Here is a 15,745-nt window from a genome sequence, read left to right on the forward strand (position 1 = left end):
GTCCATGAGACGCCGTCGGGGAAGTCCGCATCTCGGATCCCGCGGCCTCCGGCTGACGGTGGTCGCGGTCGCCGCAACGCTGGTCGTCGCCTCGTGCGGGTCCGACGCCGACGAACCGTCCGCCGCGCCGGTCACCTGCGCGGAGATCCCGAACGGTGAATTCATCGACGCCCAGGAGGTCTCGGCGGCCCCCACCGACATCGCGACCCGACCCGAGATCGCATCGGGTTACCGCAGCGGGATGAAGCCGGTCCGGACCGGGACCTACGCGGCGGCAACGGCCAATCCGCTGGCCACCCGCGCGGCCTGCGAGGTGCTGCGCGACGGTGGCACCGCGGCCGATGCCCTGGTCGCCGCACAGATGGTGCTCGGTCTCGTCGAACCGCAGTCGTCGGGTATCGGCGGCGGCGCCTTCGCCCTCTACTACGACGCGGCGTCGAACACGGTGCGCGCCTTCGACGGCCGCGAGACGGCACCCGCGGCCGCCACCGAGACCTACCTGACGCAGATCTCCCCCTCCGATCCGGCACCGCCCGTACCGAGTGCCCGCGCATCGGGACGATCGATCGGCGTCCCGGGCGTGCTGCGGATGCTCGACATGGTCCACGGCGATTACGGCAAGCAGGCCTGGCGCGACCTGTTCGAGCCGGCAATCAACCTGGCGGACAGCGGCTTCGAGATCAGCCCACGGCTGGCCGGGGCGATCGCCGCCTCCGCGCCCGACCTGAAGGCCGACGAGGAGGCCCGCACCTACTTCCTGACCGACGAGGGCACGGCGAAGCCCGCGGGCACCGACCTGGTCAACCCGGCCTATGCGAAAACCCTTGGCGTACTGGCCACCGACGGTGCCGACGCGATGTACGACGGCCCGCTCGCGCAGGCGATCGTCGCCGAGGCGGGCAGCACCGCCGGCGGCATGACGCCCAGCCTCATGACCGTCGACGACCTGCGCGACTACCGGGCGATCGCCCGCGAACCCATCGTGACGGAGTACCGCGGCCGCCAGATCGTGGCGATGCCCGGACCGTCGTCGGGCGGCCTCGCCGTCGCCTCCGCCCTCGGCATCCTGGAGAACTTCGACCTGCCGTCGATGGGACCGACCGACATCGACGGCGACGCCGAGGCGAGCCGGGACGGTGGCCGGCCGGATCCCGCTGCGGTGCACCTGATCACCGAGGCCGAGCGACTCGCCTACGCCGACCGCGACAAGTACGTCGCCGACCCCGATTTCGTTCCGCTGCCGGGACGCGGCGTCGAGACCATGCTCGATCCCGCCTATCTGAGGGCACGGGCCGGGATGATCAAACCCGATTCCTCCCTGGGTGAGGCACCCGCCGGTGATCTCGGGCCCGTCCCGCTCGGTTCGCATCCGGGCACCGAACACGGCACCAGCCACATCACCGTCGCCGACCGTTACGGCAACGTCGCATCGATGACGACGACCATCGAATCGGCGTTCGGCAGCTCTCACATGGTCGACGGCTTCCTGCTCAACAACCAGCTCACCGACTTCTCGGCCGAACCGCGCGACGACGACGGCACCCTGCTCGCCAACCGGGTGTCCCCCGGTAAACGTCCACGGTCGTCGATGGCGCCGACCCTCGTGATGCAGCCCGGGGCCGACGGCTCTCCCGCACAGGTGGTCGCCGCGCTGGGTTCGCCGGGCGGATCGGTCATCATCCAGTTCGTCGTCAAGACGCTCGTCGGGATGCTCGACTGGGGCCTGAACCCGCAGCAGGCGGTGTCGATGATCGACTTCGGCTCCGCCAACACCCCGACGTCGAACGTCGGCGGCGAACATCCATTGGTCGACATCGCCGACGACGGCGCGAACGATCCCCTCGTACGAGGTCTTCGCGAACGCGGCGAGGAGGTCTCCGTCGACGAACAGTCCAGCGGGCTCAGCGCGATCATGCGCCACGACTCCGGGTGGATCGGCGGCGCCGACCCGCGTCGTGAAGGTGCCGTGATGGGTGACGACGCCACGCTGCAGTAAACCCCTGTCTTCGAGGCGCTGAGTCGTCCGAACGGACGAATCCTCTCTGCGCCATCAGTTTTCCTCAGCGTCACACGGGGGCAACGGGGCGCATACACCCTGCTCATAGCGTCAAGTCGCTCTCGCAACCGCGAAACCCAGCGACTTCGTCGTGCCGACCTGACGGTGGTCGACGAGAAACACCAGGAGTAACCATGAGTGGCAGCATGTCCCGCCGTCAGGCCATCGAGGCCGTGACGACCTACGAGGTGTCGGCGCCCGGATTCACCGAGCCGTTGGCAGACACCTTCGGACGCAACGTGTTCAGCTTGTCGGTCATGAAGAAGCGCCTGCCGAAGCATGTCTTCAAGGCGGTCGCGGCAACCATCGACACCGGCTGCCCGCTGGACCCGACCCTCGCCGACTACGTCGCGGTCGCGATGAAGGACTGGGCCATCGAGAAGGGCGCGACCCACTACGCGCACGTCTTCTACCCGCTCACCGGTTTCACCGCGGAGAAGCACGATTCGTTCCTCGAGCCCGATTCGAGCGGTGCGTCGCTGGCCGAGTTCGCAGGCAAGACCCTGCTGCAGGGCGAGCCCGACGCGTCGAGCTTCCCCAACGGCGGCCTGCGCGGCACCTTCGAGGCCCGCGGTTACACCGGCTGGGACGTGACGAGCCCCGCGTACATCCTGGAGAACCCGAACGGCAACACCCTGTGCATCCCCACGATCTTCATCTCGTGGACCGGTGAGGCACTGGACAAGAAGACCCCGCTGCTGCGCAGCCAGCAGGCCATGAGCAAGCAGGCGATGCGTCTGCTCAAGCTCTTCGGCCACGAGAATGTCGACACCGTCGTCTCCTACGCCGGCGCCGAGCAGGAGTACTTCCTGATCGACGAGCACTTCTTCTACGCACGCCCCGACCTGATGACCTCCAACCGCACCCTGTTCGGCGCCCCGCCGTCGAAGGGCCAGGAGTTCGACGACCACTACTTCGGCGCCATCCCCGAACGCGTGCTGTCCTTCATGATCGAACTCGACCGCGAGCTGTTCAAGCAGGGCATCCCCGCCAAGACCCGCCACAACGAGGTCGCCCCCGGCCAGTTCGAGATCGCCCCGGTCTTCGAGCGTTCGGTGCTCGCCCACGATCACCAGCAGCTGATGATGACCACGATGAAGGCGGTCGCCGAGCGCTACGGCATGAAGTGCCTGCTGCACGAGAAGCCGTTCTCCGGCGTCAACGGCTCGGGCAAGCACGTCAACTTCTCCTTGGGCAACGCCAACCAGGGCAACCTGCTCAACCCGGGCGACACCCCGCACGAGAACATGCAGTTCCTCACCTTCTGCGGCGCCATCATCCGCGCCGTCCACAAGTACGGCGGTCTCCTGCGCGCCGCGGTCGCGTCGGCGTCGAACGATCATCGCCTGGGCGCGAACGAGGCTCCGCCGGCGATCATCTCGATCTTCCTCGGCGAACAGCTGATGGACGTCTTCGAGCAGATCGCCAAGGGCGGCGCCACCGGTTCCAAGGCGGCCGGCGTCCTCGAGCTCGGCGTCGACACCCTGCCGCCGCTGAAGGCCGACCCGGGCGACCGCAACCGCACCAGCCCGTTTGCGTTCACCGGCAACCGATTCGAGTACCGTGCACCGGGTTCCAACCAGTCGATCTCCGATCCGATGGTCGCGATCAACACCATCCTGGCCGACTCCATCGACCACATCTCCACCGGACTGGAGAAGCTGCTCGCGGACGGCGCCGACCTCAACGACGCCGTGCAGAAGGTGCTGCAGGAGATCGTCAACGCCCACGGTGCCGTGATCTTCAACGGCAACGGCTACTCCGACGAGTGGCAGGAGGAGGCCGCCGCGCGCGGTCTGAAGAACCTCCGCACCACCGTCGACGCCGTCACCGAGTACACCGCGCCCGAGGTCGTCGAGATCTTCGAGAAGTACGGGGTGCTGTCGGCCCGCGAACTCGAGGCCCGCGAGGACGTCATCTTCGAGTACTACGCGCTGACCCTCCTCGTCGAGGCGAAGGAGACCGCGGAGATCGCGAAGACCATGATCATGCCCGCCGCGATCCGCTACCAGGGCGAACTGGCCGGCACCGCCGCGTCGTTGAAGATGGCCGGGATCGAATCTCCCACACCGCTTCTCGGCGAAGTGACCGAACTGATCAGCCAGCTGCACGGCGCCGTCGTGGCTCTCGACGAGGGCATCGCCGGCATGCACGGGGACAGCACCTACGAGGAGTCGAAGTACGCACTCGAGACGCTGATCCCGGCGATGGCAGCGGTACGCGAGGCCGCGGACACGCTCGAGGGGATCGTCGCCGACGACCTCTGGCCGCTGCCCACCTACAACGAGATGCTCACCATCCTGTAGATCTGTTTCTCTCACGACCTCGGGTGCTGAGATGCGATCCGCCACCTCCGCGGCCTGATCCGAAAGAACGCAACGCACCCCGGTCCGATGCCTGATCCGAAAGAGCGCGACGCGCCCAGCTCTGCTGCCTGAGGAGTGAGGAGCGCAAGCGACGAGCCTCGAAGGCCTGGTGAGACAACGTCACCAGGCCTTCGAGGCTCCTCGGCCATGGGCCTCGTCGCACCTCAGGCAGCACGTGGGCAGCGGTGATTGCGTTGCCGTACAACGATCCTCACCTCACCCTCAAGGACAACGCCACGACGAGCCGGGTCGCAGGGTCTTCGAGGTCCATCCCGGTGAGGGTCTCGATCCGACGGATGCGGTAGCGCAACGTGTTCGGGTGGACGTGCAGGTCGTTGGCGGCCGACCGGACGTCGCCGAAGCGGTCGAGGTAGGCGCGCAGGGAGACGGTGAAATCGCTGCCGGTGCGTGCGTCGAGGTCGGCGAGTTCGGACACCCGCGGGTCGACGAGGTCGGGGTTCTCGGCGAGCAGCGCGACGATCTCGCCGAGAAGCACGCCGGTGCGCGAGCCGGCGACGGTGGTGACGTCGTCGATCAGTTCGCCCTCGAGGGAAGCCGCGTCGAGCACTCGGTCGATCTGGGAGCGCAGTTCGGGTACCGCGCCGAGGTTGCGAGGCCCGGCGACCACGGCGCGGATGCGAATCCCGAACTGCCGCAGCGTCGCATCGACGGACACCCGCGCCCACTCCACCGCGGCGTCATCCGACACACCCGGCAAGACCACATACGCACGGTCGCCGATCGTCGCGGTCACCGACAGCGGGCTGAATGCGCTGGCGTGGAGCGTGAGCGCGGAGACGCGAGTGGCGTTCTCCGCCAACGGGACCGGGGCGTCGTCGGCCGAACCGGTCGTCGCGAACCCGGCCAGGACCACCGCGACGGATGGCTCGATGCCGAGCTGGTCGGCGAGCGCGTCGACGTCGACGATGTCGCCGCGCGCGCCGAGGAGTCGACGCACCAGTTCGTCGTGTTCGGTGCCCGCGGATCGACGACGGGCGATCACCCGGGCAGCCACCGCGGCCGCACCGGTGAGCACCTCGTCGGTGTCGTCGGCGAACGGTCCGGCCCCACGCTGCAACCAGACGACCCCCAGCAACTCAGCCGTGCCCGGGGCGCGGATCGCGACCGCACGGCGTTCCCGCAGGCCGAGGTCGGTGCGCGCGTCGACCGCGACCACCCGCGCCGACGTGCGCAATGCGTCCATCACACCCCACTGCCGGAGCCAGGCCAGCATCTCCGGCGGGCCCTCGCGACCGAGGATCGACAACCGCCGCAACTCGTCGGCCTCGTCGCCGGCCGTGCTGTAGGCCAGCACATGCGACCGCTCGTCCTCGATGCTGACCAGACCGCCGGTGCGCCGGGCCACCTCCGCTGCGAGTTCGAAGAGATCGCCGGTGGCACCCGACTCCATCGACTCGCCGTCGTCCGGCGAGCGCCGCGCGGTGTCGAGGACGCGCGACACCAGGTTGTAGATGCGCTCCCACCGGGCGTGGAGGTCGATGGCGACGACCGCTGTGCCGAGCCGGTCGGCGAGGTCGGTCAGCGTCGCCGACGACGTCTTGCTCAGGACCGCGACGGGGCGATGGGTGCCGAGGCCGGCCAGGAGTTCGGTGGCGACGTCGTCGGGCAGGCCCACGAGCAAGAACACATCGGCCGACCGTGCCGCGCGACCGAGGCCGAAGTGGACGTCGTCGATGTCGATCATCGCCAGGCTTCGCACCGGCACGTCGAGTCCCTGCGGCGCGGTGACCAGGGTCGCCACCGTCCGGTCGAGCGCCAGGATCAGACGCCCGAGCGCGACACCCGGCGATTTGTCCATACGGACAAGGTTACGACCGACTGGTTTGCCGATCGGCCATATCGCGGAAGACTCTAACGCAGGTGAACTGACGTCATGGACGCCATCACCACTCCCCCGCGCCCGGCCAACGAGCCGGTCCACACCTACGCCCCCGGATCGCCCGAGCGTGCCCGGATCATCAGCGAACTCAACCGTCAGTCCAACGCCGGCCGGCGCGAACTACCGCACATCATCGGCGGCCGCCTTCATCTCGGACACGGCGAACAGATCGACGTCGTGCAGCCGCATGCCCACCACGAGGTGCTCGGTGTCCTCACCAACGCCACCCATGACGACGCCCGCGCAGCCGTCGATGCCGCGATGGACGCGAAGGACGACTGGGCGCACACGAGCTTCGACGACCGGGCCGCGGTGATCCTGCGCGCGGCCGAACTGCTGTCGGGGCCGTGGCGCGAGCGGGTCGCCGCCGCGACGATGCTCGGCCAGTCGAAGTCGGTGCAGCAGGCCGAGATCGACGCTCCCTGCGAACTCGCCGACTTCTGGCGGTTCAACGTGGCCTTCGCCCGCGAGATCCTCGCCGAACAGCCGGTGTCGTCCCCGGGTGTGTGGAACCGGCTCGATCATCGTCCGCTCGACGGGTTCGTCTGCGCGGTCACCCCGTTCAACTTCACCGCCATCGCCGCGAATCTGCCGACGGCGCCGATGCTGATGGGCAACACCGTGGTCTGGAAGCCCTCCCCCACACAGGCGTATTCGGCGCAGTACACGATGGCACTTCTCGAAGCGGCCGGCTTGCCTCCCGGGGTCATCAACCTCGTCCACGGCGACGGACGCGCCGTCTCGGATGTGGTTCTCGCCGACGAGAACCTGGCCGGGATCCACTTCACCGGCTCGACCAAGACCTTCCAGTACCTGTGGCGCGAGGTCGGCAACAACATCGACAAGTACCGCAACTATCCGCGGCTCGTCGGTGAGACCGGCGGCAAGGACTTCATCGTCGCGCACTCCTCGGCCGAACCGCACGCTCTCCGAACGGCTTTGATCCGCGGCGCGTTCGAATACCAGGGCCAGAAGTGTTCGGCCGCGTCCCGCGCCTACATCGCCCGGTCGGTGTGGGACAAGATGGGCAGCGACTTCCTCGGCGAGACGGCCGAACTCAGCTACGGCGACGTCCGCGACCTGTCGAACTTCGGTGGCGCCCTGATCGACCAGCGTGCGTTCGACAAGAACATCGCGGCGCTGCGGCGCGCCAAGTCGTCGCCGATGATGACTGTCGCCGTCGGCGGACAGGTCGACGACACGGTCGGATACTTCGTGCGCCCCACCGTGTTGCTGTCCGACGACCCGCGGGACGAGGCGTTCTCCACGGAGTACTTCGGCCCGATCCTGTCGGTCTACGTCTACGACGACGCCGACTACGAGACCGTCCTCGACCTCGTCGACACCACGGCGAAGTACGCGCTCACCGGCGCGGTCATGGCGACCGACGTCGCCGCGGTCGCCCTCGCATCGGACCGGCTCCGCAACACGGCCGGCAACTTCTACATCAACGACAAGCCGACCGGCGCGGTCGTCGGTCAGCAACCGTTCGGCGGCGGTCGGGCGTCGGGCACCAACGACAAGGCAGGCTCGAAGCAGAACCTGTTGCGCTGGACGTCGACCCGCACCATCAAGGAGACGTTCAACCCGCCGACGACGTCCCGGTACCCGCACATGAGCACCGACTTCACGGGGGTCACCAGTTGAGCACGCTCTTCGACGCCCTCCTGCGCCCGACGATCACCGCCGCGGCGCGCAGCGAACGGATCCAACAGACCTCGCAGCGCTGGTCGGTGACCGAGAAGGTCGTGCGCCGGTTCGTGCCCGGTGAAACGCTCGACGATGTCCTCGCCGCCATCAGGCATGAGCTCGACGACGGACTGGCCGTGACGATCGACTTCCTCGGCGAGGACACCACCGACGAGTCCCAGGCCGATGCCACCGTCGCCGCATATGTGTCTCTGCTGGAAGCGATGTCGGGCCTGGGTACGGCACCTCCCGGTGCTCTCGAGGTGTCGCTGAAACTCACTGCGCTGGGTCAGCGGCTCCCGGAACACGGCGCCAAGATCGCCGAGGAGAACGCCCGGACCATCGCCGCGGCAGCACGTTCCGTCGGGGCTCTGGTCACCATCGACGCCGAGGACCACACGACCGTCGACGAACGGCTGGCCATCGTGCGCTCGCTGCGACAGGACTTCCCCGATGTCGGGACCGTGCTGCAGGCGTATCTCCGACGCACCGAGGACGACTGTGCGGAGTTCGCCGAGTCGGGCGCCCGAATCCGGTTGTGCAAGGGCGCCTATGCCGAACCACCGTCGGTCGCCTACCCCGACCGTCGTCAGGTCGACGAGGCGTACCTACGGTGCCTGCGAATCCTGATGAAGGGCAACGGGTATCCGATGGTCGCCAGTCACGATCCGACGATGATCGAGGCGGCGTCGGTCCTGGCGGCGGAGTTCGATCGCGCCCCCGACAGCTGGGAACACCAGATGCTCTACGGCATCCGCACCGACGAGCAGCGTCGTCTCGTCGAGTCGGGGGCCCGCGTGCGCGTGTACATCCCGTACGGCACCGAGTGGTATGGCTACTTCGTCCGACGCCTCGCCGAGAAACCCGCCAACCTCGGGTTCTTCCTGCGGGCGCTGGTCGGGTAGCTGGTCACAGCGGCTGGACCCGCTTCACCTGGTCGGCCGCGCGGGATGCGTCGAGTTCGATGTCGGTGATGATCGTGGCGGGACCGAGGTGCAGGGTCCCCGACGTCAACGGCTGGGCGCGGAGGCCGCCGCGACCGATGAGCGCCTTGCGGACACCCTCCCCGGCGACGGTGTCCATCCACGAACACGGGTGCGCCGGACGTCCACCGCGGAAGCGGATCGGCCCGGAACCGGTGTCGAGCTCGAATTCTCGGCCGCGCAGCGGATCGAGTTCGACGCCGCGGACGACGACGTTGCGTCGGGCGAGCACGGGATCGACGTCGCCGGCGGCTGCCGTCCACGCCTCGATAGCCAGGAAGGTCACCGCGGCCTCGGTGTGGGCCTTCACGCCGAAGAAGCGGTCGCCGCGAATCCCCTTGTCGGCGACGATCTCCACCGAGTCGGGAGTGAGGGTCTCGACCTCGTCCGCGGGACCGTCCTTGGGCCGCCCGAAGTACGCGTGCTTCGGCGACACCACGAAGGTGAGGATCTCGCAGGGATACTCGAAGCCCATCAGTAACCGGCGAACGAGTCGGTGTGGATGCGCCACGGGCGCCGCTTGGTGGCAGCGTCGAGGTGCCGGATCGTCGACGACGTGCGTTCGACGAATGCCGGTGGACCCGACACGTAGTAGTGCGCACCGTCGATGTCCGTACCGACGAGCTCGGCCAGTCGGCCGGCATCGTCGACGCCGTCGGCGAGTTCGGGTGCGACGACCGTCATCACGCGCGCCCCCTTCGACCCTGCGTTCCCGAGCACGTCGCCGTAGACCGCCCGGCCCGGTTCGCGGAGTACATGCACCACGGTCAGGCCCGACAGATCGCCGGACAGCGAACGCATCATCGAGACGAACGGCGTGATCCCGACCCCCGACGCGAGGAGCACGACCCTGCCCCTGCCCGGGAACGCCCGCGGCAGGACGAAGTCGCCGCCGATCTCGTCGACCCAGACCCGCCGGGCACGGCCGTCGATGAGCGCGGCCTTGAACGACGACGGCTCCCCCGCGACTGTGAAACCGAACTCGACCGGTGCCTCCTTCGGCACGGACACGAACGAGAAGACCCGCCGCGAGCCGGTCCACACCGGCGCCGACCACCGCGGCACACTCACGCTCGACCACTGCCCCGCCCGGAACGACGGTGCGCCACCCGCGGGTTCGCCGGTGAGCGCATAGGTGCGGTCCGCCAACGGCGCCGTCTCGACGTCGAGCCGCACCCGGCGCGCGGTGCGCGTCGCCAGGCGCACGGCGAAGGCGTAGAGGCTGCCGACGAGCAACGCGACCTCCGGCACGAACGCCAGGGTGTACGAGTCGGTCACCTCGACCGTGTACTGGCAGTGCATCAGCACCCCGACCAGGGCCGCGTAGATCAGCCGATGCGGTTGTCGCGCGGGGGAGGTCAACGGTTCGGGCAGCATGATGGCCGCGACGAACAACATCGGGGACGACACGATCCACGTCGACAGATCCTGGCCGCCGCGAACCAGTTCGACCACCCCGATCGTCACCAGCGACGCGACGACGAACACCGCCACGAGGAGCCATTCGCGGATCAGGGTGACCACGGCCGCGCCGATGACGATCATCGGGATCAGCAGCGGCTCGGCCGCCACCCACCAGAACGGGAAACTCAGTCCCTCGACGCCGGCATAGGCCAACGCGTAACAGCCGACGGCGCCGGCGACGGCCGGGTTCAGGATCAGCCGACGCCGCCAGGCCAGAACGTATTTCGACGCCGCCGCGATCGCCGCCGCCGTCGCGACGGTCGCCATCGCGGTGTCCTCCGAACCGCCCGGCACCACGAAGAACAGGATGAGGCCGGTGATGAGCCAGGAGTCGGAGTTCGGCGGCACCCGCAAGACAGCAGCGAACAGATAGGTGGCCGCTCCGCTCACCCCGACCGCCACCAGCAGCCACACCGCGAGTTCGTCGGGCCCGTAACCGAAGTCGGCGTCGACCGCGGACACCACGAAGGCGGCTACCGCGAGCAGGACCAGCCCGCACAACACCGCCCGGTACGGGGTCAGGTGTCGCCGCGCGGCATCGAACGGCGCGAGGAGTCGCGGGAGGACCGCGGTCGATCCGGTCGAGACATCCGTTGTCACAGGAACAACTCCAATCCGGGGATCGCGGTGTGCTCGACACTGCCGTTGCGTCGGATGGTCACGTGATGGAAGCCCTCCGCGTGATGGTCGAAGTCGCCGCGTAGGAACGCGGCCGGGGTGAAGAACAGCGCGGTCGCCAACCCGTCGGCCTCCATCGCCGTCGGCGCGATCACCCACGTGGCCAGCACTTCCCATGCAGGCGAGGCGGTGCGCGGGTCGACGATGTGATGCCAGTCCGCCCACACCCGGCGGTTGCTCGCCGACGCGCAGATCGCGCCGGCGTCGAGCGTCACCACACCGATCGCCTTGGTCGGGTCCATCGGGTGTTCCAGCGCCACCCGCAGCGGACGGGCGCGGGGTGAGACGACCATGTCACCGCCGGCGTCGACGACGAAGTCGTCGGTGGCCTTCGCGACGATCTCCGCCACCCGGTCGGCCGCGAAACCCTTTCCCGCTGCGCCGACGTCGAGCAGTGCGGGTCGGCGCAGTTCCAGCGCGGCGTCGTGCCCGGTGATCACTTCGTCCCACGCCGGGACCGCGGACACCCGGTCGACGGGCCGCAGCGTGTAGTCCGCGTCGTACCCGGCATCGGCGAGGGTCTGCCCGACCAGCGGCGTGACCGCACCGCGGGTCAGCCGATACAGCCTGCGATACCAGTCGACCAGCGGCTGATCCGACTCCGCGATCGGATAGCGCCCGGCCGCCCGCGCCATCTCGGCGACCGTCGAGTCGTCGCGAAATCGGGACCACGCGAGGTCGATCCGGTCGATCTCGGCGCGCACCGCCTCGACGACATCGGCGGACAGCGGCGCCGGTGTCGTGACCGTCCACCGGGTGCCGATCGCGTCGAACATCCAGTCATGGACGGCTGCAGGCGGATTCACGCCGGGAGAGGTCACACCGGTCGGACTCAGTTGATGGCTTCCTGTTTGATCTTCTCGATCGCCTCGTTGAAACCGCCCGAGGTCAGCGACGAGCCGGAGACCTTGTCGACGTCGATGTCGTTGATGTTCTTGCCCACGACGACATCGGAGATCCCGCCGGCGAACTTGCCCTGGTACTCCACCGAGGGGCCCTTGGTCTGACTGGTGTCGACCGACACCGCGGTGATGACGTCGTTCGACAGCGTGACAGTGACGCCGACCTTCTGCGGTCCGCCGGGCGAGATGTATCCGCCCTCCGCGGTGTACTCGCCGTCCTTGTACTGCTCGCCCGCGGCGCCTTCGGCGACCGTCGCAGTGGAGGTCTCCGTGGTCGTCGTGCTGCCGGAGCCGGAGTCGTCGGAGGAACAGGCCCCGGCGACGAGGCCGACGGCGGCCATCGCCGCGACGACGCCTCCGGTGCGCATCAGAACCGACGAACGGCTTGAACCGGACAGCTCGAGATCAGACGGGACGGGACTCGAAGTGGAGGTCATCGGCCCATTGTCCCCGATCGCCCCGAGCGCCGCCGTTCTGGTCCGGTGGATACCGGCCGGTCAGCGACCGGCCGCAGCGACCCGAGCCTGGATGGCGTCGACGAACACGGTCCGGATGTCGGCGGCGTTCTCGGCGATGTAGGTGGTGCCGCCGGTCGCCTCGGCGATCTGCTTGAGCGCGTCGGAGTCCGCGTCGTCGGAGATGCCGATCGTCAGGACCAGCACGGGTCGCGCCGGGTCCTCGAGACGCTTCAGCTCGGCGAGCAGTTCGTCGAGACCGATGCTGTTCGGGTCCTCGTTCTGCCCATCGGTCATGATGATGACGCTGTTGGAGTAGTTCGGGTCGTAGGTGTCCTGGACCTTCTTGAACGCCGCGAGCGTGGTGTCGTAGAGGCCGGTGCCGCCACCGAGATCCGACAGTCCCTCCTCGACCGCCCTGCCGAGCGCGTCTCGGTGCGTGCCACTGCCCGAGCGCGCGTCGAGACGGCGGATGGGAGCCATCTCCTCCCAGTCCTGTCCGTTGCCGCCCTTGTCGACGCTGAAGGCCCAGCCGCCGACCATCGTGTTGTTCGGGAACAGCTTCAGACCGGTCTGCGATGCGTCGATGAGCAGCCCGGCACGGGTGGTGCCGCCGGCCGGGGTCGCCATCGAACCAGAGGTGTCCTGGACGACGAGCGTGCGGATCGGCACGCCGAGGACCTGCCACTGGCGCAGCGCCTTGTCGACCGACGTGGGATCGCGCAGCTGGAGTTCCTTCACCGACTCGCCGACCCCGTTGCCGTCGGCGTCGCGGTAACCGGCGTCGGTCAGCGCCTTGCGGCCCGCGTCGGAGTCGAGTGCCGACACGAGCGCGGCACCGGCCTCGTCGGCGACCTGCTGGCGCGCGGCGGATGCGGTGTTCACAAGGGGGTAGTCGAGCATGACGGTGCCCGCGGCCGGGATGGAGGATTTGAGCTTCGACCCCTGGTGGGTACGCATGAACAGCTCGTATTGCTGCTCGGTCGTCACGACCGGCACGCCCGAGGTGTTCGCCAGATTGAGTCGGGTGCCCTCGTTGTCGTTGGTCAGACGCGCATTGTTCTGCTGGATCGCCAGGACCGTCATGGCCTCGGTGAACTTCTCCTCCGGCAGTTCGCCGGCATCGACGGCCGCGAGCGCGCCGATGATCGGGGCGTCACCGGTGCTGGTGTCGACGGGGCTACCGGTCCGCAGGTCGGGGAGCTTCATGACCTCGACCCACGTGTCCAGTTCGGGGACGTTGTCGCCGGCGACGACGGTCGGGGTCGAGGCGATGGACGGTGCCACCAGATCCAGGTCGCGACGGACCTGCGTCGTGACGCGGCGGGCCTGCACCTGCGAGTCGGCGACCCAGAGGTCGGGGGCCGCGGCGCCCTGGGTCAGCAGACCGGGCACGTCGGCGCCGGCGGCGGTCTGGACGTCGTAGTCGTAGCAGGAGTCCGCGGAGGCCTGGCGTGCCACCTCGCGGAGGGGGCCGGTCATCGCGCCGTCGGAGGCGACGGCGACTCGGGTGCGGTCACCGCACCCGCCGGAACCGGCCTGCCAGATGATCACACCGGTGACCAGGGCGACGACCGCGATCAGGGCGATGATGGCCCACAGCCAACCCCCGCGGCGACCGCTGCCGGCCTCGCGGTGTTCGAAGCCGAAGTCGTCGTCGGACCGGCTCGCGCCGCTCGCAGGTCCCCCGCTGTTCTCCGCGCGGGTCCATTCGTTTCCGCCGCGATCGGCATCTGAGCTGTGACGCCCCATAGTTTTCCCGTTCCCCTCTTGTGCGGTGCTCGCACACCGCCTGACGCATCGCTGTCACCCCGCAGCCGCGTCGGCGCGGTGGCGGATGTGCCCCGCGCGACGTCACGCTCGGGTCAGCTGAAGACCTCTCGGAATTGCTGCAGCGACTTTCGTAGATCCCCCGCTACCGCCAGGGCCGCGGTCTTACCCACGGGCCCGATCAGCGGCAACCCACCCAGATCAACAGTGAAGGTTACTTCCGATCCGGTCGAAGTGGGAACGATGCCCAGATCGAGCTTGGCCTTCACGCCGCCTTTGCCGCTTCCCTTGAGACGCACGTGCGACACCGGATCGAACTTCTCGACGACCCAGTCGAAGCGGATCCGGGTGCCCTTCACGACGACGACCGAGGCGATCTTCGTGCCCTTGGCCAGATCCTCGGAGGCCGGGATCGGACTGCGCCAGGAGTCGTGGATCAGCAGCCACTCGTCGTACCGGGACAGGTCCGAGGCGGCCGCCCAGGTATCTTCCGGAGACAGTTCAACCTCGATGGAGTCACTCGTCTTCGCCATGGTCCCAGAGCCTAGTGTCCGCACCTCCGACTCTCCCGCGCCGGTCGCCGATCAGGCCCGGGCGCTGCTCGGTGCGCACCTGACCGGTCACGGCGTGACGATCCAGGTCACCGAGGTGGAGGCCTACGCCGGCCCCGACGATCCGGCCTCGCATGCGTACACGCGAACGGCACGGTCGGAGATCATGTACGGCCCGCCGGGCCGGCTGTACGTCTACCGCATCCACGGCCACCACTGCGCCAACATCGTGGTGCGGGGGACGGGACCCGCGGCGGCGGTCCTGCTGAGGGCCGGTGAGGTGGTCGACGGGGTCGAGCTGGCACGTGCCCGACGCGGGGCCGCGCGCTCGACGCCGGTGTCCGACGACCGGCTCGCCAGCGGTCCCGGGAACCTGTGCCGCGCCCTCGGCATCACGATGGCCGATCTCGGCACCGATCTGGCCGATCCGGACACGCCTGTGACTCTCGACACATCTCGGCGCGGACCACTCCCGGACCTGCCGGTGGCGGCCGGCCCGCGCGTCGGCGTTCGACGCGCGGCCGACCTGGCGTGGCGGTTCTTCTTCGACGGCCACCCGTCCGTGTCGGGGTATCGCCGGCACCCACGCGCGGGGGTCTGACCTACTACCTACTCCGGGTTCTGCGGGTTCCGGGGCTGCGGACTCTGCTGGCCCGGCAACGTCTCTCCGGGGTTGCTGGGCGGCGTCTGTCCCTGGGTGCCCTGTCCCTGGGTGCCCTGTCCCTGAGTGCCCTGCCCCGGCGCGCCGACGGCCTTGCGGACGGCGTCCTGGGCCTTGTCGACCTGACCCGAGTACTTGTTCTTGGTGACCTTGTCGATGGCGTCGCCGCCCTTGTCGATCAGGTTGGGGTTCTTCTGCAGCGTGGCCCTGGCCTTGTTGACGAGTCCCTTGAGATCCATGACGTCTCCTGTGTCGACGAGCCGGACTTCT

At 68.7% G+C, this 15,745-nt stretch carries 13 protein-coding genes; 5 read left to right on the plus strand and 8 right to left on the minus strand.

The features are described from left to right. Positions 1–4: 4 nt before the first annotated feature. Together LQD00_RS14970 and LQD00_RS14975 are read left to right on the plus strand one after the other, a co-directional pair. Positions 5–1,996: a gamma-glutamyltransferase family protein gene (locus LQD00_RS14970; protein WP_232717972.1), complete on the plus strand. Its 1,992-nt coding sequence runs from the start codon at positions 5–7 to the stop codon at positions 1,994–1,996. 194 nt (positions 1,997–2,190) lie between these two features. Continuing rightward, positions 2,191–4,362 carry a glutamine synthetase III family protein gene (locus LQD00_RS14975; protein WP_232717973.1) on the plus strand — a complete coding sequence of 724 codons (2,172 nt, stop codon included), beginning with the start codon at positions 2,191–2,193 and terminating at the stop codon, positions 4,360–4,362. A gap of 271 nt (positions 4,363–4,633) precedes the next feature. Here LQD00_RS14975 and LQD00_RS14980 read toward each other — a convergent pair whose 3' ends face one another. After that, entirely contained in the window at positions 4,634–6,241 is a 1,608-nt protein-coding gene (locus LQD00_RS14980; protein ID WP_232717974.1) for a PucR family transcriptional regulator, read from the minus strand. Positions 6,242–6,316: 75 nt separating this feature from the next. Between LQD00_RS14980 and pruA the strand changes: the two genes are divergently transcribed. After that, positions 6,317–7,969 (plus strand): L-glutamate gamma-semialdehyde dehydrogenase, encoded by a 1,653-nt coding sequence (pruA, locus tag LQD00_RS14985; RefSeq protein WP_232717975.1) that lies wholly within the window; start codon positions 6,317–6,319, stop codon positions 7,967–7,969. Further along, positions 7,966–8,916, plus strand: a complete 951-nt coding sequence (locus LQD00_RS14990) for a proline dehydrogenase family protein (protein WP_232717976.1) — start codon at positions 7,966–7,968, stop codon at positions 8,914–8,916. Before pruA ends, LQD00_RS14990 begins: the two co-directional genes overlap by 4 nt. Before the next feature lie 4 nt (positions 8,917–8,920). Here the strand turns inward: LQD00_RS14990 and LQD00_RS14995 are convergent, their stop codons facing one another. The 6 genes from LQD00_RS14995 to LQD00_RS15020 all read right to left on the minus strand — a co-directional run bounded on the left by LQD00_RS14995 (position 8,921) and on the right by LQD00_RS15020 (position 14,796). Next, positions 8,921–9,469: a molybdenum cofactor biosysynthesis protein gene (locus LQD00_RS14995; RefSeq protein WP_232717977.1), complete on the minus strand. Its 549-nt coding sequence runs from the start codon at positions 9,467–9,469 to the stop codon at positions 8,921–8,923. Further along, the gene (locus LQD00_RS15000) at positions 9,469–11,058 is read right to left on the minus strand and encodes an FAD-dependent oxidoreductase (protein WP_232717978.1); all 1,590 of its coding nucleotides are present in this window, start codon (positions 11,056–11,058) and stop codon (positions 9,469–9,471) included. Before LQD00_RS15000 ends, LQD00_RS14995 begins: the two co-directional genes overlap by 1 nt. Next, entirely contained in the window at positions 11,055–11,912 is an 858-nt protein-coding gene (locus LQD00_RS15005) for an FAD:protein FMN transferase (RefSeq protein ID WP_232717999.1), read from the minus strand. The genes LQD00_RS15000 and LQD00_RS15005 overlap by 4 nt, the downstream gene beginning before the upstream one ends. Before the next feature lie 56 nt (positions 11,913–11,968). Continuing rightward, positions 11,969–12,475 (minus strand): FMN-binding protein, encoded by a 507-nt coding sequence (locus LQD00_RS15010; RefSeq protein WP_232717979.1) that lies wholly within the window; start codon positions 12,473–12,475, stop codon positions 11,969–11,971. Positions 12,476–12,535: 60 nt separating this feature from the next. Then, complete coding sequence (locus tag LQD00_RS15015) at positions 12,536–14,245, minus strand: substrate-binding domain-containing protein (RefSeq protein WP_232717980.1); 1,710 nt, start codon at positions 14,243–14,245, stop codon at positions 12,536–12,538. Between the two features lie 113 nt (positions 14,246–14,358). Continuing rightward, a complete protein-coding gene (locus LQD00_RS15020) occupies positions 14,359–14,796 on the minus strand; it encodes a type II toxin-antitoxin system Rv0910 family toxin (RefSeq protein ID WP_232717981.1) in 438 nt (145 codons plus the stop codon). Here LQD00_RS15020 and LQD00_RS15025 point away from each other — a divergent pair. Next, entirely contained in the window at positions 14,774–15,415 is a 642-nt protein-coding gene (locus tag LQD00_RS15025) for a DNA-3-methyladenine glycosylase (protein WP_232717982.1), read from the plus strand. The two genes, LQD00_RS15020 and LQD00_RS15025, sit on opposite strands and share 23 nt — an antisense overlap. Positions 15,416–15,423: 8 nt before the next feature. Here the strand turns inward: LQD00_RS15025 and LQD00_RS15030 are convergent, their stop codons facing one another. Continuing rightward, on the minus strand, positions 15,424–15,714 hold the full coding sequence (locus LQD00_RS15030) for an antitoxin (protein ID WP_232717983.1): 291 nt from the start codon (positions 15,712–15,714) through the stop codon (positions 15,424–15,426). Positions 15,715–15,745: the final 31 nt, after the last annotated feature.

Origin of the sequence: Gordonia metallireducens (assembly GCF_021245825.1) — a bacterium.
GTDB lineage: Bacteria > Actinomycetota > Actinomycetes > Mycobacteriales > Mycobacteriaceae > Gordonia > Gordonia namibiensis.

What these genes read in the sequence shown, in the direction of transcription:
- LQD00_RS14970 (WP_232717972.1), top strand. Translation starts at nt 5, where the DNA reads ATGAGACGCCGTCGGGGAAGTCCGCATCTCGGATCCCGCGGCCTCCGG.
- LQD00_RS14975 (WP_232717973.1), top strand. Translation starts at nt 2,191, where the DNA reads ATGAGTGGCAGCATGTCCCGCCGTCAGGCCATCGAGGCCGTGACGACC.
- LQD00_RS14980 (WP_232717974.1), bottom strand. Translation starts at nt 6,241, where the DNA reads ATGGACAAATCGCCGGGTGTCGCGCTCGGGCGTCTGATCCTGGCGCTC.
- pruA (WP_232717975.1), top strand. Translation starts at nt 6,317, where the DNA reads ATGGACGCCATCACCACTCCCCCGCGCCCGGCCAACGAGCCGGTCCAC.
- LQD00_RS14995 (WP_232717977.1), bottom strand. Translation starts at nt 9,469, where the DNA reads ATGGGCTTCGAGTATCCCTGCGAGATCCTCACCTTCGTGGTGTCGCCG.
- LQD00_RS15005 (WP_232717999.1), bottom strand. Translation starts at nt 11,912, where the DNA reads ATGTTCGACGCGATCGGCACCCGGTGGACGGTCACGACACCGGCGCCG.
- LQD00_RS15010 (WP_232717979.1), bottom strand. Translation starts at nt 12,475, where the DNA reads ATGACCTCCACTTCGAGTCCCGTCCCGTCTGATCTCGAGCTGTCCGGT.
- LQD00_RS15015 (WP_232717980.1), bottom strand. Translation starts at nt 14,245, where the DNA reads ATGGGGCGTCACAGCTCAGATGCCGATCGCGGCGGAAACGAATGGACC.
- LQD00_RS15025 (WP_232717982.1), top strand. Translation starts at nt 14,774, where the DNA reads ATGGAGTCACTCGTCTTCGCCATGGTCCCAGAGCCTAGTGTCCGCACC.
- LQD00_RS15020 (WP_232717981.1), bottom strand. Translation starts at nt 14,796, where the DNA reads ATGGCGAAGACGAGTGACTCCATCGAGGTTGAACTGTCTCCGGAAGAT.
- LQD00_RS15030 (WP_232717983.1), bottom strand. Translation starts at nt 15,714, where the DNA reads ATGGATCTCAAGGGACTCGTCAACAAGGCCAGGGCCACGCTGCAGAAG.